20 protein-coding genes and 1 pseudogene are annotated in these 20524 nt (G+C 42.7%); 10 read left to right on the forward strand and 11 right to left on the reverse strand.

Annotated features, from left to right (window positions below; genetic code table 11):
- The first annotated feature begins 15 nt into the window (after window positions 1-15).
- Window positions 16-192 carry a ribosome modulation factor gene (rmf, locus tag IUA53_RS09525; protein WP_044057140.1) on the forward strand — a complete coding sequence of 59 codons (177 nt, stop codon included), beginning with the start codon at window positions 16-18 and terminating at the stop codon, window positions 190-192.
- Between the two features lie 57 nt (window positions 193-249).
- Here rmf and IUA53_RS09530 read toward each other — a convergent pair whose 3' ends face one another.
- A complete protein-coding gene (locus IUA53_RS09530) occupies window positions 250-1578 on the reverse strand; it encodes an IS4 family transposase (RefSeq protein WP_196897847.1) in 1329 nt (442 codons plus the stop codon).
- A 154-nt stretch (window positions 1579-1732) separates the two neighbouring features.
- Window positions 1733-2251 carry a 3-hydroxyacyl-[acyl-carrier-protein] dehydratase FabA gene (fabA, locus tag IUA53_RS09535; RefSeq protein ID WP_044057141.1) on the reverse strand — a complete coding sequence of 173 codons (519 nt, stop codon included), beginning with the start codon at window positions 2249-2251 and terminating at the stop codon, window positions 1733-1735.
- Window positions 2252-2381: 130 nt separating this feature from the next.
- On the opposite strand from fabA, the gene IUA53_RS09540 reads away from it, so the two are divergent.
- Window positions 2382-2657 (forward strand): hypothetical protein, encoded by a 276-nt coding sequence (locus IUA53_RS09540; protein WP_044057142.1) that lies wholly within the window; start codon window positions 2382-2384, stop codon window positions 2655-2657.
- Window positions 2658-2720: 63 nt separating this feature from the next.
- On the opposite strand, the gene IUA53_RS09545 is transcribed toward IUA53_RS09540, so the two are convergent.
- Window positions 2721-4253, reverse strand: coding sequence for a cryptochrome/deoxyribodipyrimidine photo-lyase family protein (locus IUA53_RS09545; protein ID WP_231401299.1), 1533 nt, complete (start codon window positions 4251-4253; stop codon window positions 2721-2723).
- Window positions 4241-5569: a DASH family cryptochrome gene (locus IUA53_RS09550; RefSeq protein WP_196899347.1), complete on the reverse strand. Its 1329-nt coding sequence runs from the start codon at window positions 5567-5569 to the stop codon at window positions 4241-4243. The genes IUA53_RS09545 and IUA53_RS09550 overlap by 13 nt, the downstream gene beginning before the upstream one ends.
- A gap of 123 nt (window positions 5570-5692) precedes the next feature.
- Here IUA53_RS09550 and IUA53_RS09555 point away from each other — a divergent pair, with 123 nt between their 5' ends.
- The 4 genes from IUA53_RS09555 to IUA53_RS09570 are packed head-to-tail and all read left to right on the forward strand — an operon-like array spanning window position 5693 to window position 10174.
- Window positions 5693-7117 carry a cryptochrome/photolyase family protein gene (locus IUA53_RS09555; protein WP_044057144.1) on the forward strand — a complete coding sequence of 475 codons (1425 nt, stop codon included), beginning with the start codon at window positions 5693-5695 and terminating at the stop codon, window positions 7115-7117.
- Between the two features lie 4 nt (window positions 7118-7121).
- Window positions 7122-8660 carry a cryptochrome/photolyase family protein gene (locus tag IUA53_RS09560; protein WP_196899349.1) on the forward strand — a complete coding sequence of 513 codons (1539 nt, stop codon included), beginning with the start codon at window positions 7122-7124 and terminating at the stop codon, window positions 8658-8660.
- Window positions 8647-8787: a DUF2256 domain-containing protein gene (locus IUA53_RS09565; RefSeq protein WP_081869487.1), complete on the forward strand. Its 141-nt coding sequence runs from the start codon at window positions 8647-8649 to the stop codon at window positions 8785-8787. The genes IUA53_RS09560 and IUA53_RS09565 overlap by 14 nt, the downstream gene beginning before the upstream one ends.
- A 43-nt stretch (window positions 8788-8830) precedes the next feature.
- Window positions 8831-10174 carry a DUF2254 domain-containing protein gene (locus IUA53_RS09570; RefSeq protein WP_196899351.1) on the forward strand — a complete coding sequence of 448 codons (1344 nt, stop codon included), beginning with the start codon at window positions 8831-8833 and terminating at the stop codon, window positions 10172-10174.
- A 790-nt stretch (window positions 10175-10964) separates the two neighbouring features.
- Here the strand turns inward: IUA53_RS09570 and merA are convergent.
- The 5 genes from merA to IUA53_RS09595 all read right to left on the reverse strand — a co-directional run bounded on the left by merA (window position 10965) and on the right by IUA53_RS09595 (window position 14928).
- The gene (gene merA / locus IUA53_RS09575) at window positions 10965-12404 is read right to left on the reverse strand and encodes a mercury(II) reductase (RefSeq protein WP_052806657.1); all 1440 of its coding nucleotides are present in this window, start codon (window positions 12402-12404) and stop codon (window positions 10965-10967) included.
- Window positions 12405-12407: 3 nt separating this feature from the next.
- On the reverse strand, window positions 12408-12686 hold the full coding sequence (merP, locus tag IUA53_RS09580) for a mercury resistance system periplasmic binding protein MerP (protein WP_012518533.1): 279 nt from the start codon (window positions 12684-12686) through the stop codon (window positions 12408-12410).
- Window positions 12687-12736: 50 nt separating this feature from the next.
- The gene (locus tag IUA53_RS09585; RefSeq protein WP_015067766.1) at window positions 12737-13084 is read right to left on the reverse strand and encodes a mercuric transporter MerT family protein; all 348 of its coding nucleotides are present in this window, start codon (window positions 13082-13084) and stop codon (window positions 12737-12739) included.
- Window positions 13085-13207: 123 nt separating this feature from the next.
- Window positions 13208-13597: an Hg(II)-responsive transcriptional regulator gene (gene merR, locus IUA53_RS09590; RefSeq protein WP_015067767.1), complete on the reverse strand. Its 390-nt coding sequence runs from the start codon at window positions 13595-13597 to the stop codon at window positions 13208-13210.
- Window positions 13598-13689: 92 nt separating this feature from the next.
- Window positions 13690-14928, reverse strand: coding sequence for a tyrosine-type recombinase/integrase (locus tag IUA53_RS09595; protein WP_012518530.1), 1239 nt, complete (start codon window positions 14926-14928; stop codon window positions 13690-13692).
- Between the two features lie 156 nt (window positions 14929-15084).
- Here IUA53_RS09595 and IUA53_RS09600 point away from each other — a divergent pair, with 156 nt between their 5' ends.
- The 4 genes from IUA53_RS09600 to IUA53_RS09615 all read left to right on the forward strand — a co-directional run bounded on the left by IUA53_RS09600 (window position 15085) and on the right by IUA53_RS09615 (window position 18194).
- The gene (locus IUA53_RS09600) at window positions 15085-15789 is read left to right on the forward strand and encodes a helix-turn-helix domain-containing protein (protein ID WP_015067768.1); all 705 of its coding nucleotides are present in this window, start codon (window positions 15085-15087) and stop codon (window positions 15787-15789) included.
- 93 nt (window positions 15790-15882) lie between these two features.
- Entirely contained in the window at window positions 15883-17247 is a 1365-nt protein-coding gene (locus IUA53_RS09605) for an MBL fold metallo-hydrolase (protein WP_012518528.1), read from the forward strand.
- Complete coding sequence (locus tag IUA53_RS09610; protein WP_012518527.1) at window positions 17247-17960, forward strand: transglutaminase-like domain-containing protein; 714 nt, start codon at window positions 17247-17249, stop codon at window positions 17958-17960. Before IUA53_RS09605 ends, IUA53_RS09610 begins: the two co-directional genes overlap by 1 nt.
- A gap of 9 nt (window positions 17961-17969) precedes the next feature.
- The gene (locus tag IUA53_RS09615) at window positions 17970-18194 is read left to right on the forward strand and encodes a hypothetical protein (RefSeq protein WP_012518526.1); all 225 of its coding nucleotides are present in this window, start codon (window positions 17970-17972) and stop codon (window positions 18192-18194) included.
- Window positions 18195-18366: 172 nt separating this feature from the next.
- Here IUA53_RS09615 and IUA53_RS09620 read toward each other — a convergent pair whose 3' ends face one another.
- On the reverse strand, window positions 18367-19737 hold the full coding sequence (locus tag IUA53_RS09620) for a serine hydrolase domain-containing protein (RefSeq protein WP_020744069.1): 1371 nt from the start codon (window positions 19735-19737) through the stop codon (window positions 18367-18369).
- A gap of 392 nt (window positions 19738-20129) precedes the next feature.
- Window positions 20130-20392: pseudogene (locus IUA53_RS20460) on the reverse strand (efflux RND transporter permease subunit); the annotation flags it as partial.
- Window positions 20393-20524: the final 132 nt, after the last annotated feature.

Here is a 20524-nt window from a genome sequence, read left to right on the forward strand (position 1 = left end):
ACAAGAGGCTAATCAATGAAAAGACAAAAAAGAGACAAACTGACACGCGCCCATTCAAAAGGGTATCAGGCAGGAATTAGCGGTCGTTCTAAGGACATATGTCCTTTTCAACAGAACGATGCGCGCTCTCAATGGTTAGGAGGCTGGCGTGAGGCAGTAGAGGATAGGCACATAGGACTGAGCGTCAAGTAACGCCTTCTCTTTTAATGATTATGCATGTAAAAGCCCCTAGCGGGTAATGCCAGTCAGTTAAGCTGACTGGCATTTTTTCTTTTTGAGAGGATATTTCTTGGGTTTTGGCTTAACCCATCTTGGATAACACCTGTCCTCGCGCCTCGGCGGAAGTAAGCAGTATCCCATCTGAGTAAGTAAAGCATTGTATATTTTTGGTATGTTCCCCGGGCTACTTAGAGATACAGTAACGAAGAAGTGCGTAATGGCCATAGCGCAACTTGTAAAGCTGAGTTGATTCGGTAATACACCGCCTAGTTTATTCGCCGCCGCAGTCATACCTTGTCTGATTAAGTTGTAACATAATAGAACGCCCCATAACTCTTGCCTTATCATGTCTGGGCGTTTACTTCTCAGCGTATACTCATTGTTCAGTAGTGACTGCTTCATCTCGCGATAACCCAGTTCAATCTCCCAGCGATATCGATACAACTCTACCATCTCGTCGCTAGGAAAACGCAATGGGTCCACCATTGATGACAACATCCTATACGTTTTTCCTTTAATAGTTTTGGTTACTAATCTAGCTTCTATAAATTCAGGTAAATCTTCGAACTTCTTTCTTGCCTGAGGCGTGCACGCTAGGCGTATATGCTTGTCTTGCTTACTAAAGCTGCTTATCACTTCGTATCGAAGGTCTTTTCTAGCAGGTATCATCCAATGCCTTTGCTCACCAGCTTGGTGCCAACGGTTTAGTAAGCCAAGCGAGTAGTACCCTTTATCGAATAGTGTTAAAGAATGGTCAGGGGTTGTTTCTACTAGCTCCTCTGCCAACTTCATTTCATTGGTACGATAGCCTGCAAAAGCGCTATTTATAAGCTGATGGCTAGTAATCTCCATATGACAGACCATACGGATTTGGGGGTAAATATTTTCACTATGCTGATTACTTTGCGTTTCAAACACCTTATGATTTTCTGGTGTATCGGCGGTTCGCCAAACGACACCATCCACAGCAAGTAAATTGAGTCCCGCCCAACGCTCAAACCGCGTAGACTCATAGCTATTTTTTGCCATCAAACGAAACACTTCTCGCACTGCATCTTCTCCTAATCGTTGCCTAGCTTGAACCATTGCGCTTGGTGCAACTAAAGCCTTTTTATCTGGCAGCATGATGTCCATCTGCGTCGCGATATTCCAGACAGATTCTTGCCGATACAGTGCCATGCCAACAATTGACCAGAGTACTGTTTCTAAAGGCAGCCTTCGTTTACGAATAGTAGCGACACCTGCTTGTTCGAAGCCTTGCTTAATAAGCTCTGGAGAAAGAAGCTCCGCATATTTTTCAAAGGTGTGAAAATTGTCTGAAGACTTAAAAACATTCGCTAATTCGCTTTCAAAACGCATAAAAAATCCGATATCAGAACCTGATATCGGATTTTGAACCGTTAAAAAGATCGGTCAACCGATCGTTAAATTATTTCTTAACTGATCGGCATTACCCCTAGCGGGGCTTTTTTCATTATAGGGGCAACAACGTGTGCGCCCTTAGCGAAACTGGCTAAAAGTTTGAGGTATCTTGGAACAAACCGACTTTTAAATCTTTCGCTACATAGATTTCTCTACCGTCAACTTCAACCACACCATCAGCCATGCCCATAAACAGCTTGCGCTTAATGACACGTTTCATGGTGATTTTGTAAGTCACTTTTTTCGCTGTTGGTAAAATTTGGCCGGTAAATTTCACTTCACCCACACCAAGCGCTCGCCCTTTACCTGGACCGCCGCTCCAACCTAAGAAAAAGCCAACTAATTGCCACATGGCGTCTAAGCCCAAGCAGCCTGGCATGACGGGATCACCAGGGAAGTGGCAATCGAAGAACCAAAGGTCTGGTGAAATATCCAATTCGGCGATAATTTCACCCTTACCGTGCTCACCGCCGTCTTCTGTTATAGACACAATACGATCCATCATTAGCATATTTGGCGCAGGTAACTGACTGTTTCCCGGGCCAAACATTTCACCGCGACTGCAGGCTAAAAGGTCGTCTCTATTAAAGCTGTTTTTCTGTTCTGACATTCCCAACTCGTTGTTTTAAAAATTACGATGCTAATTTAGCGAACACTTGTAAGCCAAACAACTCTGAACAGTCATTTTTCTTCACAAAAACGCATGGTAAACTCGAATATCTAACGAGCTTGTGATTACTATGACAGAAAAAACCAAAAAAAGTACAGTAAAAGACAAAGCAAAAGCGAACGCTGATAAGCAACGTCGCTTTCGTGAACGCCAACGAGAAGCAGGTAAAAAACTGGTTCGCGGTTATGTCTCGCCAGAAGCAAAGCTTTGCTACGATGAAATTCGCGAAAAAACCGGATGGAGTGACAGTGAAGCAGTGTCTAATTCAGTCAGGCTAATGTATGCCGCGTACAAGTGTGGCCAAATTAAATTGTTAAATGAGTGGTTAAGAAAAAATAACCGCTAGCCCTCATGATGTCATGAATAGTGAAACTCATGGCACAATGTAACAGTGCACCGAGCGAAATGATCATTTCGTTTTGCGCATCTGTTGACTTACCCATTGTCGAGACGGGCTATGGCTTAATGTATGACGCCTAACAATACGTTGCGCTTCTTGTAAGACATCGTCTCGTTCTCGGTACTGCCATAAACGGTCAGCCGTTAACTTTGAGTGATAAGAAATGTCGAGAATGGGCGGTAGATAATCACGAACAAGGTCAAAATCTAGCATCACACACTCTAACGGACCTAACATCCAAGGAGCATGACAGGCGTCGGAAGGCAACAGAGAAAGCTCTGGCACCCATCGCTTAATAAACTCTCCATTAGGGTCTAGCCGTTGAGATTGCGTATGAGGATTATACAGGCGAACAGTGTGGACGCCTGTTACGCTAGCCTGCATCTGAATTTGTGGATAATGAATGCCTGGTTCAAAGTCTAAAAACTGGCTCGCTAAATAGTGAGCAGCCTTTAGCCAATGCACATTTAAGTGATGGCATAAAAAGCTGGTAACCATGGCACGCATTCTAAAATTCAAATAGCCCGTGGCTTTCAACGCCCGCATGCAGGCATCGACCAACGGATAGCCTGTGCGTCCGTTTTTCCAAAGGTAAAAGCGCCGCTCTGCCTCTGGGCCATCAATGTATGGAAATTGGTTGTATGCCTTGTTAATAGGCCGACACTCCATGTCGTGTTCACTTTCAAATTTTTGAATAAAATGGCAATGCCAGTGTAACCGCGAGAGCAGGGCGTTAATGGCGCTTCGCCACGATTTCGTCGTGTGTTCTTTCGCTGCCTTCTGGTGTACAACAAACTGGTAAACCTGCTTAATCGATAGATTTCCCCACGCGATGTAGGGGCTTAATCGTGTGCAGGACGTGCGCGAAGCTAGCGGTGCAGAAATATCGCGGTGGTACCGTTCGCCTCTACCTTTAAAGAAATGATGCATGACGTGCCAACCGCGAGGTTCCCCCCCGGGTTGCATTAGAGCATGTTGTACTAGCGAGGGTTGATACACACGGGTTTTCATCACTGGAAGATGCTGCCAAGGGAACCAATTAGCTTGGGATAAATCAGGGTCTAGAGTAGGAGCATGCATGGTCAACTCCCAATTACTTTGCCACGCTTTTCTGTTCGGCAATCCTCTGATAACCGCGCCGCTTTTGGCTTCATGCCATGTCACTTGATTCCGGCTACACCACTCGGCCACTGCCAAATCTCGGTTATGCGTAACCGAAACACCGATTTCTTGGTGACTTCTGATACGCGTAACCCCAACATGTTGGCTAAGAAAGTCCAATGCCGCCAACATTTCCATATGAAGCTGCAAAACGCTTATTGAAGCCGGCACTTGCGCGTTTATGGCCTCTAAACTCTGGTGTACAAACTGCCAGTGCCGATCAGACATATGCGGGTCGCTCATGAGGCTAGGCTCCCAACAGTAAAACAAAATAATAGCTTCGTTATTTTGTATCGCCCGATAAAGCGGTTCGTGATCTCGTAGTCGTAAATCACGCTTTAACCAAATTAACGTGACCTCTGAGGTATCTATGACAGCCACTTATTGCAAAATTCTCCGTTGGGGTCGTAGGCTTCTGTCTGTTTAAGCAAGTTAAATTGCCTATGGCCTCTTGGATCACTCCCGACGCCAGCGAGATAAAGCCAGTTCCCCCAATTACTCCCTACATCAAAATCAATTAATTTGTGCTCGAACCAAGCTGCGCCATACCGCCAGTCTTGGCGCAGCTCATGCACAAAACAACTGGCGACGATTTGCCTCCCTCGATTAGATAAAAAACCGGTTTTTGCCAGTTGCCGCATACAAGCATCAACGATGGGGTAACCCGTAGTGCCATTGCACCATGATAAGAATGCCTGAGGGTCGTGGCTGGTATTTGGCTGCTTTCCATGAATGCCTGAATAGGCAAACCACTTACTTCCATGTTTTTGTTGTAACCAGAAAAAGAATTCTCGCCAAAGCAATTCAAAATAAACCCAATAAGTAGAGTCGTTTTTAACGTGCTTTTCTTCAAACGCAAACAGTTGTCTCATCACCGTCTTAGGTGATAAGGCACCAATGGCTAACCAAGGAGATAACTTGGTACTGTCTCGCCAATTATCGAGGCTGTTTCGGGTTTCTTTGTAAGTTGAAGCACCTTTCCAATCAAAGAGATAGCGATGTAAATGCGCAAGGGCGGCACGCTCTCCTCCTGTAAAAGTTTCTGTGCATTCGTCATCAAGTTGTGGTGGCGCACTCAACGTCATCGTACGGGATTTATTCATGCGAGGTGTGAAAGACAATGGCCAATGGGTAACATCATCTGACGCTGGAATATTCACGCCGTGTTTTTCAATTTTGCGGCGAAATGGCGAAAACACATCGGGAGTGTCGTTCACATCAAATGGCAGTGTGGCGGGACTGTACAAAGAACACGTATTGCCAGTGACCATGGTTACCGCTGGGAAATATTGCTGAATAACGTCGACTTCTTTAACCTCATTAAAGCCACCGTAATGACTAACACCTAGATGACTAAAGCTATTTTCAGTCAATAATTCAACAAGCACTTCGGCCACATTACCCGTGATAACAACCAATTCATGCCCTACACTGGTTAATGCGTTATGTAAGTCTGAAAGCGATTCCATTAAAAATTGATATCTGTGTTCGCCCATTGACTGAACGCCATAAGCATTTGGACAAAACCAGCTTTCATCGAGAATATACACAAGGGTCATTTCGTCAACTAAGCGAGTCATTGCCGCTAGTGCAGCATGGTCATGTAAGCGAAGGTCGTATCTGAACCAAAATAGACCACGAGTCTGTCGAAGGTGTGATTCGGCGGTGTTCGCAGGCTGAGTATTTATATTATCCATATTAATCACAGGATTATTTTTAACTACAGGATCTTTACGCCCCAGTAAAACGTAGAAGACAGGTTGTTGATTAAAACACTACGAACTAAACCTTAATAAAGACTCATTAAAAAAGGAAAAATTGTGACGGTTCCAGTAAGCATCATGTGGTTTAGGCAGGATTTGCGAGTGAAAGATAACCCCGCTTTGAATGCTGCTTGCGCGTCGGGAAACATTATTCCCATTTATATTTACGACACGAAAACGCCAGACGGACGAGAGCCTGGAGGGGCCAGTAAGTGGTGGTTGCATCACTCGCTCAGCAGTCTGAATAAAAGACTAAACGGCCATTTGCAAATTTTTAAAGGCGATGCAGAAACGATAGTCTTATCCTTGATGGAAACCTTCGATGTTAAACACATATACTGGAACCGTTGCTATGAACCTTGGCAAATAAATCGCGATAAGGCCATAAAGAAAAAACTCATTGAAAAGGGGGCTCAACCTCAGAGTTTTAACGGTGCCTTGTTGTGGGAGCCTATGAAGGTGCTTAAGAAAGATAAGACGCCATACCGAGTATTTACGCCTTATTATCGAAAAGGCTGCTTAAATGTAGAGCCGCCACGCTACCCAGAATCAACGCCTTCGCGTATCACTTATGCTGATGTAAAAAATAAAGGTGATAGTATTGATAGTTTGACACTGCTCCCATCACTGGATTGGGCTTCTAACTTTCCAAACCATTGGCACCCCGGTGAAGAAGGCGCGGCAGACAAGCTTGCTACTTTTATTCAGCAAGGGGCTAGATCGTATAAAGATAAACGGGATATACCGTCTGTCACCGGCACATCTCAACTTTCTCCTCACTTGCACTTTGGAGAAATTTCTCCTAACCAGATTTGGTATGCCATCAAAGACAAGTTTGGTCATTCAGAAGATAAAAGCATAGATACCTATTTGAGTGAATTAGGGTGGCGAGAATTCAGTTACTATTTACTGTTTCATTTCCCCACCTTGCCGAATAAAAACTTTAACGAAAAGTTTGATAAATTTAATTGGCGAAGTGATAACAAAGCATTACGAGCGTGGCAGCAGGGCAACACTGGCATTCCTATTGTAGATGCAGGCATGCGAGAGTTGTGGCAAACCGGCTATATGCACAACCGTGTAAGAATGATCGTGGGCTCGTTCTTGGTAAAAAACCTATTACTGAGTTGGCATGAGGGAGAAAAGTGGTTTTGGGACTGCTTGCTTGATGCTGACTTAGCAAGCAACAGTGCAAGTTGGCAATGGGTAGCTGGCACCGGCGCCGATGCGGCACCGTACTTCCGAATATTCAACCCCATACTGCAAGGGGAAAAGTTTGATAAGCAAGGTAAGTACGTACGAAAATATTGCCCTGAGCTTAAAGACCTACCCGATAAATACATTCATAAACCATGGGAAACGCCACCCATTATTGCCAAAGAAGCAAACCTTGAACTAGGTACCCATTACCCCAAACCCATTGTCGATTTAAAAGCATCCCGCGAACGTGCTTTAGATGCGTTTCAACAATTAAAGGGGTAGGTGAATGGCAACTCTTATTCTTGTGCTTGGAGACCAACTCACGCCAAGTCTACCGGTACTCAGTCAGGCGGATAAAGCGAACGATCGCGTTTTGCTTGCAGAAGTGAAAGAAGAGGCTACCTATGTAAAACATCATAAAAAGAAAATCGCTTTTTTATTTAGTGCGATGCGTCATTTTGCAAAGCAGTTAACAGAACACGGCTTTGGGGTAACCTATATAAAATATGACTCAGCAGAAAACAAAGGCAGTTTACTTGAACAAATAAAACATACCTTAGCGAAGGGTAGCTTCGACCACGTGAAAGTTACCATGCCCGGCGAATACCGCTTATACAAAAGCATGCAGCAATGGCAACAGGTATTAAATGTACCTGTTACCATAGAAGATGACCCACGTTTTTTGGCCACCATTGACGAATTTAAACAGTGGGCCGACGGTCGTAAGCAGTATCGTATGGAATTTTTTTACCGGGAAATGCGCAGAAAACATGGGATTTTAATGGAAGGCAAAAACCCCGTAGGTGGGAAGTGGAATTATGACGCTCAAAATAGAGAACCCATGAGCGCAACAGAACAGGTTCCCCTGCATTCAAAATTTGCCCCCGATATTGTTACACAAGAAGTAATATCACTGGTTGAAGATAATTTTTGTGACCATTTTGGCGACCTAACACCCTTTCATTATGCGGTCACCCGCACACAAGCCCTTCAAGTCTTAAACACCTTTATTGACGAAAGGTTACCTCAATTTGGGCAGTATCAAGACGCCATGATTGAAGGTAAACCTTGGCTATACCATTCACACATAGCGCTTTACCTAAATTGCGGGCTATTAACCCCGTTAGAATGTATAAGCGCAGCAGAACAAGCGTATTACGCAGGCACCGCGCCGCTGAACTCTGTAGAAGGGTTTATTCGACAAATTCTTGGTTGGCGAGAATTCGTGAGAGGTTTCTATTGGTATTTCATGCCGGGACTAAAGACAGGTAACTACTTTAACCACACCCGTAGTCTTCCCGCATTCTTCTGGGATACACAAACCAACATGAACTGTATGCGCCAGTGCATTAAAGAAACCAAAGCCAATGCATACGCACATCACATTCAACGCTTAATGGTTATTGGTAATTTTTGTTTGCTTGCAGGGTTAAGTCCCAACGACGTTCAGCAGTGGTACCTTTTAGTGTATGCCGATGCCTACGAGTGGGTAGAGCTTCCCAACGTCGCGGGAATGATCTTGTACAGTGACGGAGGCCACTTAGCCAGTAAACCCTATGTTGCTAGCGGCAGTTACATCAACAAGATGTCTAACTACTGCAAAAATTGCGGTTATCACGTCTCTAAAAAAACCGGCGAAAAAGCATGCCCATTTAATTACTTATACTGGAATTTCATTAGCCAACAAAAAGAAAAGCTAAAGGGGAACCCACGTATGGCAATGATATATAAAACCTATGAGCGTATGAAAGACGACAATATTGATGCAATGAAAGCACACGCCAATGCCTTTATCAATAAGCTGGAGAATAATGAAGAAGTCTGAACTACCCGAAAAAATGTGTCCAGTGTGCCTGCGACCTTTTGTTTGGCGTAAGAAATGGGAGAAAAATTGGGCTCAGGTAAAATACTGTTCTAAACGATGTTCGGGTAATAGCCGTAGAAACAAATAACGCCCACAACGCGAAATACCGTTGTCATATAAAGGAAGTCACCATGGATGCACCCATATCAGTAGATAAATTTCGCTTTCTTGTATATCGCTTTAAAGAGCGTTTGTGGGTAAAGCCCTTAACCTTTTGCGTATTGTCCATCGCGGCCGTATTTACAGCGAAAATTGCAGATGGACTCCCCATTGCCGAGCATTTACCCGTTATAGATCAAGCGTCGGTGGAAGCCTTGCTGTCAATAATGGCCTCAAGCATGTTGGTCATTGCCACTTTTTCTGCAGGCACTATGGTGAACGCGTATGCCTCGGCTAGTCGCTCATCAACACCGCGATCTGTCAGCTTACTGATTGCTGATGATGTATCACAAAACGCATTATCTACGTTTGTAGGCGCATTTATATTCAGCGTTGTTGCATTAACTACGGCAAAAAACGCCTTTTTTGCAGATGCTGGCGTGTTTCTACTGTTTGTTCTTACAGGTATTGTCTTTGCCGTGGTTATACTCACGTTTATTCGCTGGGTAGACAGCGTTGCTAGGCTAGGGCGTGTAGGGTCAACCGTGAAAAAGGTAGAAGATGCTGCTAGCAAAGCCATACACCATCGTATTAACAACCCAAGGTTAGCGGGCACCATTCCCCCCAACATAAACGCGTTAGTAGAGCAGGGGGCAGAACCCATTTTTACTGACGAAATAGGGTACGTACAACTTGTCGATATGCCCAAAGCCCATACCTGGGCCAGTAACAACAATGCGCGGGTGCACATTCAAGTATTGCCAGGAGATTTTGTTACCCCTGATAAACCTCTTGCGTATATAGAATCGAACGCCGCTACTGGCCAGCAACTAAAGCACGGTGCAATCACTGCGTCAAAAGGCACACTAATATCAGCGTTCAATATTGGTGACGAACGTTCGTTTGAGGCCGATGCTAGGTTTGGTCTTATTGTATTGGCGGAAATAGGCGCTAGAGCGTTATCGCCATCAGTTAACGACCCAGGCACCGCCATAAGCATTATTGGCAGCTACACACGCTTGCTGACATATTGGTCACGTAAAGAAAACAACAACGTTAACCACAGCGAAAAGAAAGACTCTCAACACAGTGATAAAAATAAGCAATTAGAAAAGTACACAAATGTTACCGTACCAAAACTTAATACCGCAGATATGTTTAATGACGCCTTTACACCTATAGCGCGGGACGGCGCGAATATGATTGAAGTTTCTGTTCAATTACTCAAATCATTAGAAGCGTTATCTAAATTACCCGATGAAGATGTGAGCGTAAACGCAATCAATACTGCCAAAAGTACCTATAAAAGAAGCCTGAAAAAACTAAGCTTTGAAGATGATATTGCCACGTTAGAAAAACATTATTTCTTAAAATAAAATGCTATCTGTAGGTTTTACAAAACAGATTGCTAGCTACAAGTGCCCGTTATTATTCAGCCAAATTATGCAGCCAATAGTTAGGAGTAAATCCGTTTTTCTTTTCTTTCACCGTTAGTTAGACGTTATGCCATTTCTAATTATGTATTGTGTCTTTGGGCGTTCATTTAAAACGAGCAATGACATCAGTCAATACAACGCTCATTCAAACGTTCAGCTACGTAAAATGTGAGAGGCAATGCCGCCACTTATCACTCAGATTTAAATCTCACGCATATTATATTAATTAAGCTAACCACATTTTCTGCACGTTTTATTTCATTTGGCTAACACAGCGCGACGCTATGCCAAAAAAGTATGTAAGCCATCACGCACGACAAACCAACTAATAATACTGGCATCAACGCCCCTAAACCTCCATATACTTAATTTCGCATAATATATATTATGTTAAATAGAGTATAAAAGTATTTAAAAAGGTGTCTAGCCATTAGGTGCTACATTGAGTATTCCATTATTTAATAACAATAGTAGTCTTACCCTTTCTCTTAATTTAGGTAGGTAAAATACGTTCTGCCGTTGTATGTTAATAATCTAAACCTTTAAGACCTAATACGGCTGAACTACCGTTTAGGTCACTGAAATTCGATATTTTAACGTAAGCACCTGTTATTTATATATTATTTTTTTAAAGGTTTCACTTAATGCTTTTCTTAAACAAAAAACCAAAATCATGCATAGCGAATGAGAAATATTTGCATAAATAACATCCTGAATAGGTTTTCAGTTACTAACCTGCGCAACAAGACAGCTCACTGACATCCTTACTGAAAGTTTGCGCACACAGTTTCAGTCCTTCGACCATTGTAAGATAAGGAAAGAGTTGGTTTGCTAAGTCATCGATTGTCATTTTATTGTAAATCGCAAGGGCAGCACTTTGGATTAGCTCACCACCTTCGTGTGCTAGAATTTGTGCTCCGATAAGCTTATTAGATTGCTTGTCTACTACAAGCTTGATAAAACCGTCTGTCTCAAAGTTGGCTAAGGCTCTTGGAACATTGTCCATCTCTAAAACTCGGCTAATAACGCTTATACCTTGTTTTTCGGCTTCAACTTCTGTCAAACCAACAGTGGCAACTTGAGGATCGGTAAAAATAACGGCAGGCATTGTTGATAAGTCTAGTTTCACGTTAGCACCTGTCATATTCGAACCAACACGGCTGCCAGCAGCCGCAGCAACATACACATATTGAGGTATGGTTGAGCAATCACCTGCGGCGTATAGATGAGAGATATTTGTCTCTAGTTTTTCATTAACAATGATTGCACCTTTATTGTCTGTCACAACACCTGCGACATCTAAGTGAAGCCTTGAAGTGTTTGCGTGACGACCTGTAGATATCAATAACTTCTCACAGAGCAAATTCTCATCTTGGGTCTGTATTAAAAAACCGTTTTTATCATGGGTGATTCGAGTAACTTGAGAATTATTTCTAATTTCAATACCCTCTTTTTCAAAACACTGACTTAATCTATCGCCCAACAGTGGATCCTCACTTTTCAACAAGGTATTGCGCGCTAAAATAGTAACTTTGCAACCTAATCGAGCATATGCCTGAGCAATTTCTACAGCGACAACAGATGAGCCAATTACTGCAAGGCTCTTAGGTAGCTTTTTTTCGAACAACGCTTCTGTTGAAGTCCAATAGGGGGTGTTTTGTAGTCCTTCTATTTTAGGGATGGTGGGTGTTGAGCCTGTTGCAATAAGAAACTTGTCTGCAAGTAGTGTTACTTCGGTACCGTCAGTATGGGTAATATTCAGCTCATTTTGACTAATAAACCGGGCATACCCCTTAATCAAGGTTAATGCAGGATTGTTTTCCAATATATTTTGGTATTTTGTAGTTCTCAATTCTTCTACGCGACTGATTTGCTGATGCGATAAAAGCGTGCGGTCTATTTTAGGTTCGTGGTCTTCAATGCCTTCAAAAGGGTTGCTTCGTTGTTGATGCGCTAATTGAGCGGCGCGGATGAGAATTTTTGATGGAACGCAGCCGACATTAACACAACACCCGCCTATTACGTCGGCTCCTTCTATTATGGTGACCCTTGCACCATTTTCTGCCGCCTTAATGGCGCATGAGAATGCCGCAGACCCACTGCCAATAATAGCAACATGAAGTTGCTTCGCCTTGCTTGCACAACAATTAGAGCTGCCTTGTGCGTTCATAGATTAATCGCTACTTTTTACGTTAGACGAATAGCCTGCATTCTCGGTGGCTGCCATTAACTCTTTTGTATTGGTTTTCGTATCGTCGAAAGTAACAATAGCTTCATTTGGCTCATATGTGGCTTCGACTGTTTTCACACCTTCCACTTTTTTCAGTGCTAATTTGACCGTAACGGGACAAGTAACACAATTCATGCTAGGTACTTCTAGCGTGACTGTTTTTAACTCTGCCCACGCGGTGGTGCTTGAAAGTAAAGCCATCGTAAGTAATAGTTTTTTCATAATATTTTCCTGTTTTAAAATGTTTTAGGGATTGTGTAAGGTTCTCGAAATCAGATTAACCAAACTAGCCAATAGTTACTTGTGATCAAAACAAGTGCTATTAATGACGTTATCCAAAAGGCAATTTGACGACGACGCCTTGTTTGCGGAATTGCGCAGACACTGCCTGGTTGGCATTTTTCAATCGGCCGATGGATTTTATAACCTGCATAGCCAAGGAAGAGCATGACGGTCACTACAAAAACTGGACGGTATGGTTCAAAAGCGGTTAGGCTACTAATCCATGAGCCACTTATTCCAAGCAACAATAGGACTAACGGACCTACACAACAAATGCCTGCCCCGATCGCCGCGATAATACCTCCCACCATCGGCATTTTAGAGTCGTCGTTGATCATATTTAATCTCGATATTGCATAAGATAGCACCGAGTATAAAGTATGTACCTTAGTACAGAGTCAAGCTTGATTAGTTATTTCATTGTGATTTGTTAGCGGGATGCTCTAGATAGTTAGATACATTTACTTTGGTGACAAGGCATTAATAATGGGGCAATGGCTATCATCATCATTCGTCTGACACTTAGTGATGCTCTCCAATAGCGCATGCTCTAATTGTTTTAGGTCTTCCAGCTTAGATTGCACAGATGCAAGCCTCTGTTTTGCTAGCGCTTCTACCTTGCTACAGCACTCGCTATTTAACGACAGCAGAGATTCTATTTCTTTAAGCGTAAATCCTAATTCTTGAGCGCGTTTTATGAATCGGATCCTATCAACCGTTTCCTTAGGATATAATCGATAACCCTCAGAGGGCTTTTGTGGCTGACTGATTAAGCCATTGCGCTCATAAAAGCGAATAGTTTCTTTATTCACACCGATTAGTTTTGCAATCTTTCCGATTGTCCCTGACATAAGCGAATCACCTCTACAATATAATTGTAAGACACAAGTAGTTATATCAAAGGCTTAAGCCGAGATATTGCCTAACTAAATGTCAAATGTAGCTATTGAACTTTTCTATCTTTACCTGATGCTGCTCGGCGTTTTCGCTCCACTTGCACATAAACTGTGTCAGTGGTCGCACTACTTGAATGACCTAGATCCTCAGATAAATCTTTCAAAGGCCTGTCACGTTCAATCTCCATGCTGGCACCGGTGTGACGCAAGTAATGTGTCGTTGCTTCATTTAATTTCTGTGCGGCTTCTACTCCTTGTTCTGACTTCATCTTATCGAAAGCTGCGTCAAATACTTGCTGCACGAGCCTGGATATTTGACGGCTTGTTAAACCTCCACGACCTCGTATTTTTTCGACCAACACGGTTTGTTCACCTTTGGATGGCAACGGTGACAGTCCACGCCATTCTCTATATCGTTTCAAAAACGTAAGATAACCCGGTGGTACCGTGATATCTCTAATCTTTTTGCCTTTTCCATAGGTCTTAAACCACCAGTTGTTGTCCTCATCTGTCCAAAAATGACTCATCAACGGTGTCCAGTCTTGGCGTTCTGAGAGCTCTGAAAGTCTCAGAAATAGGGTTTTCATGGTAGCAATAACGAATAAATTGCGTTCCACAAGCGGATCGTTATCAGCCATTTCAACTGCGGTATCTAGGAGATATTGCCATTGCTGTTCTGTTAATCGACTGATAGTTTTCACCTGACTGTCTTTTATCATATATTTACAGTCACGTTTTGCTAATGGAATAGGATTGCCGAAACAAATTTCTTCATCGATGAGATGGCGATAAAAAGAGCTTAATGCCACAAAGGTAGATTCTAGGGTCTGCAATGACGGTTGGTACTTTTTCGGATCGAGCACTCTATCTTTATCGTATTTGGGCGGCGTTTGCCTGAACGGCGTCCACTTAAGGTTTGAAGCAAAGTATCCGTTTTTGAAGCTAAATCGGTCATGGAGCTGCGTACTTATCCATTTAACCGGTGGCGCCACACAAAAATCAATGTATCGCAAAATATCTGCTTTGCGTAAATCGTCCACTGGCTGCTTATCCACCATGAAGACCCACAGTAGAAACTTTTCGATGTCATTTCGAAAACGCACATACGTGTGTTGTGATTTGTTGCGACCGATATACAAAAGGTAATCTTTTGCCCAGTCCCAGTGCTGTCTAATCCATGTTGGTTGCTTATCTAAGAATGAACTTAGTTGTGGATAGTCAGATAAATTGAGTTCTGCCAGCTCAGTATACGTGGGAAACAACGGTGTAGGTTTAGTGATGGCCAAATGTGTTTTTATTGTTGGTTAAGGTTGCAACACTATACTTACTCTTGCACCCTATGTCTAATACTAAACCGTATTAGACATAGGAGGATTTTAAAGATAGGATGTTCGACGGTGATAATAAACCTTTCCTCTCTGACGAACAAAGGTAAATTTAATTTGAAATGGCAAGGCGAATATTGTTTTGGTGAAACCTGGATTGCGTTTCGAGGTATGAGCGCAGAAAATAATTTGCATGCCCATGCCGCTCTGCAGTTGGTTGCAGGCGCAGGCATTACTGTTACCGATGACAACACATTTGAAAAACAAGGTAATGGGTGGTTAATTCCCTCAGGTGTTAAACATAGAATTACTACATCATCACCCATCGTCATTCTACTTATTGAACCAGATTCTTTTTTTGCCGACGCTCTGCAACCCTCTCAGCAAAAAGGTTTAATAGTACAAAGCCTCTCTCTGGAAATGTTAGACACGTTGTTAGCGGATATTCCTTTGCGTGACATGATGAATAAGCTGGAAACACTTTATCATCAAAATAACAGTGTCATTGACGCACGACTAATCTCGGCGATGACTTATCTCAACAGTATCGATAAGCGCCCGACTGTCGAGCTTATCGGGAAACATGTAGGTCTTTCAGTCTCTAGACTTCGCGCCTTATCGACACACTACCTTGGCGTCCCATTTTCAAAAATCATTGTATGGAAACAGGTAAACTTGGCATTTCAATCATTAGCAAAAGGCGCTTCCTTAGCGGATGCCGCTTATGATGCAGGCTTTGCCGATCAAGCTCATTTTACACGAATTCTGCGCGACACTATTGGCGTAACACCAGGACAAACCCAAAATATGGATAAACAATAGGCGCTTTTGCTTAATACAGGCGATTTGTTCAATACCCTTCGACTAAAACCTTGAATAATTCCGGTTCATAGACAGTTTGAAGGCAGCAAAATTATGAAACCACTTCTAAAACGTGAATATGAACGCTCAAAGAAATTGGCTCGGGAACTCGAAGCAACAGGAGATTTATCATCTGCCTTCATCGCGTTAGAGCGTGCGCATATTCTGGGTCAACGTTATCTTATTCCTCATATACACGCTCATCTTTTAATGTTGAAGATCGGACTAAAACAACGGGATGTCCGTGAAATTTTTGGACAACTGCTCAGGATCGTTGCAACAATCCCAGGCTATCTTTTGGGGTGGGTGCCAAAAGGTAATACCGGAGGTAGTAACGTATCGGCGCTCAAACCTATGCCCCTCCCTCCCGATCTCGCGCCGGTTTTAGCCGATTACAATGTATGGCGTGATGTGATGAAGCGAGCAATAATCTTTTGTGTGATCGCACTGTGCGTGATTGCTTCATTGTTTATTTTTGACGCTCGCCACCAGTCATCCGCTAGTGCATTATCGCAATACTGGACATCTCAGCGCTTTACACCCATATCGATTGGAGAAAGTACACACAGACTGAGTGTCACGCCCGTGGTTAATTTTTATGGGGAGCCGGGGTTTGCCACAGAGGCTGGTGTTTCATACTTAGTGCAAACGGATAAGCACACCGTGTTATTTGATCTGGGACACAACCGACAACAAGCACAAGAATCTCCACTTGAGCAAAACTTACAGCGCCTTGATGTAAACACTGATGAACTTGATACTGTTTTTATTAGTCATTTCCATCGTGATCATATTGGTGGGCGTACATGGGAAGAAAAAAGCAGTATAGGCTTTGGTTTTAACCAACCAGCACTGGTGAATACGTCTATTTTTGCCCCCATCCCACTTAGCTATCCTGGCAAGGATGTAACGACTATCGACAAGCCGACGATACTCATGGATTCACTGGCGTCAACCGGCCCCATTCCTCGACAGCTAGTCTTGGGCCGAGTTGACGAACAAGCCTTGGTGATCCATCTCGAAAACAAAGGACTCGTGGTAGTTGTCGGGTGTGGTCATCAAACACTGACTGCGCTGATAACCCATATTGAAACACATTTTGAGGCTCCTCTATATGCGTTAATCGGCGATGTACATTTTCCACTTGAAACAGGCCGGCTGCATATTGCTGGTATAGATATACAGCGTCGTTTGGCGTCAGGTAGCGGGCTTTTTTCTCCCATCAGTAAACAAGATGTACTTAATGATATTGCGTTAATGTCACAAAAATTCGACATAGTTGCGTTAGGTGCTCACGATACAAGCGACCAAGCATTGGTATTGGTTGAGGAACACTTTACCGGCGAATTCATACCCGTTCGCGCCGGTAAACCCATACATTTTGATGAGTTTGTTACAAGACTAGAGGAGGCACGCTAATGTCACCTATCAACGCCACTTATTTACAAGCCACTCCCCTACTTGATTTCGATACGCCCGCTATTCAGACGCTTATTGCCGAAAAGGAGTGGCAGTCACTGACTACCTCTGAGCGTATTGGTGCTATTTACCACTTTATACAAAACGATGTCGCATTTGGGTATAACAAACGTGATGATATAGCTGCTTCGGAGGTGCTTAAAGATGGTCTTGGTCAATGCAATACCAAGGCAACCTTACTGATGGCACTGTTAAGGGCAACCGGTATTGCATGTCGTTTGCATGGGTTTACCATCGATAAGCGATTGCAAAAAGGTGCTATCACGGGCTTACTGTATATACTCGCCCCACGGCTAATCATTCATAGCTGGGTAGAAGTACAACATGACAAAGAGTGGATCTCGTTGGAAGGCTTTATTCTCGATAACGGCTATTTAAACAGTGTTCAAAAGCGATTCCCAAAAGCTACGACGTTTTCAGGTTACGCCATCGCCACTAAAAACCTGCAATCACCTAACATTGCTTGGTGTGGAAAAAACACTTTCATTCAAAGTGAAGGGATTGTCGATGATTTTGGCATTTTTGATTCTCCCGATACGTTTTATCAAGCCCATGGTAATAATTTAAAGGGATTCAAATCCTTTTTATATGAAAATATTTTACGGCATAGTTTGAACCGGCGAATCGACTACATCCGTTCAAACAAGCTTTAGGAGAGCACAATGAATAACCAACAACGTAAGAGTAAAGTCTTTATTTCACATGCCATTTTTAACCGCATTTGGTTGCTGGTAATTGGCCTGATATTCATTATCAGCGCTATATCACATAGCTTTATTTGGGAACAATCGGTTGTACACAACTTGCTATTTCATCCTCTGATTATTCTCGTCGGATTAGGCCTTTTTGCGCTATATTGTCAGTCTCGAGAATGTTCTAAACTGTAATTGTCGATTGACAAAAAAGTATCACCCAAAACAAAAAACAATCATACTAAACAAAAAAGTATCATTCTTTTATCTTCATAGTTTTAGCGGAAGCATTAGACAAATAGCAGACGTTAAACGATGCTATTTTCAACTTCTGACTTTAGGCAAAGAAAACTAGCTTAAATTGCTATTACCGGCGTTTGAATTCATATTTACCACCGCCTTGGCTCAGAATGAAACCATTCGATTGAGATGATGAGGCACTCGGTTTGTTAAAGTTGATGACGATACCCGCAGGATCAAAACGAAATTCTGTTTCTGAATACGCTGTCAGCGGAAGAGCGCCTTGACCTTCTCCTTGACTCATTAATCTTCCATTTTCAACCCAAAAGCGAATCTTAATAGGCACTTTTGTGCTCGCATATTTACCTTCAAATGAGCTTAAAATCTTTTCGCTTAACGTTATAGGTTTTGCAGAAAAGTCAGGAATATCTATAGAAAGACCGTACATGTTTTTTAGAACTGCAATCAAAACATCGTTGAAGTTATAGTTCAATGCATTACTTAGCACAGTTACGTTTAGACCATCTTCTGTATTGTAGCCCGCTGCGGAAACAAATCCGTCAATGCCACCAAAATGCCCGTAAAACTTCTTCTCGCCAAACGGGGCCGCTGTCATACCTAGGCCATAACCATCTTCAAGCTTCATCATGGCACGCAAAGAATCGCTTGATATCAGTCTACCGTCAAACAACGCAGTAAAAAACTGATTGGTATCTTTCGCAGTAGAAACAATTGCTCCTGCTCCGTGAGGCACGCTCATATGCGTTTCTGGCTGCTTGATCCAGTGTCCGCTATGTCGATAAGACGAGGCTTCATTTTCTTCAATTTCAATGCTATTACCGTAATAAGTGCTGTTTAAATCTAATGGTTGAGTAATTTTCTCAATAATTATTTCGTTAAGCGGCTTGTCGTATAGCGATTCAATAATGAAGCCTAAGAGCGCATAATTAGAGTTAGAATACTTGTGTTTACTACCCGGGCTAAACTCAGGCCGATACCCTTGAATCCTTAAAAGAAGCTTTTCTTTTGTCTGCGGGGTCGTCATAAAACTCGTGTAGTCAGGGTCATTGGTATAGTTGAATATCCCTGAACGATGACTCAATAAATGCTTAATGTTGATGTGTTCTGCATTAGGAATGGCAGGGTAGAATTGGTTTAGCTTTGTATCCAAACTCAGCTTTCTATTTTCGATAAGCTGCATTACGAGTACCGCTGTGAATGTCTTTGTCACTGAGCCAATTCGAAAACGTGTTTGGGCAGAGATTGGACTATTATCTTCGACTGAAGCAAGACCAGCATAGTGCTCATAACGTGGAACACCATTCTCAGTCACATACACCGCAGTCATAATCTTATTATTGTCACTAAGGGCCTTTAAATAGGTATCTAGATCAGCTTGATGTTGGCTCAAACTTTGTGCAGCAGTAGGAAGAGTGAATAGTATAGCCGCGAACTTTGCCCAAAATACTATTAACCTAATCGTCGTCATCCTTTCCATTTCATTTCCCTTAATTTGTAAACTGAGTGAATTCGTTCGTCCTGTTTTATACTACTAGTCCTATTAGCAAAATGCGACCTGAAAACATAAAGCTGATGTGCTGCTACGTAGCCGCTTTTTTTCGGTGACAAAGATTTTCAACTTGAGCCTAGCAAAGGTCCGCTTTACGTACTTTTGAGTCGTTCAGTATGATACATTTTTGTACGTTAATTCGAGCCTAGTCATCAGATTCGATTCAAGAGTATGATTGATTTAGGCTTCAGCGGATTGGTCTTATGCCCGAAAGCAAAGGGTAATTCATTGCCAAAGAGTGATAGTTTTTTGTGAATCAACAGTAATATAAACAGCGCAATTAATAAGAGGGCACTCGAACTCATATCGAATGCCCCAGCTCAGTACACAACAAGCTTTTTGTAAACCAATCGAAACAAAACAGGCAGCACTACCAGTGTTAGCAAGGTTGACGATATTATCCGCCGATGACCACTGTGGCCAAAGGCCGTTATACCTCTGCGCCAGTATCCACGTTGATCGGCATGGGCACGAACACAAGGCTTGCTGCCAATGCGGCCATCAATATCGGCCGTAACCGCGTTAGTGCGCTGTCAATAATTGAACGAACCAATTCCCCTGTTTCTTCCAGTATTTGTCTGATATGAACAATGAATAGGTGACATGACTCAATAGTTTAAGCACTCTAGCTTGGCTAGAGCGTAAATCTGAGAGACACATAAAATGATAATAAGCGATTTATCGATACAACGATAAGCCATAATAAAGCGATGCT

It is taken from the genome of Alteromonas sp. B31-7 (genome assembly GCF_015767655.1).
Lineage (GTDB): Bacteria > Pseudomonadota > Gammaproteobacteria > Enterobacterales > Alteromonadaceae > Alteromonas > Alteromonas australica.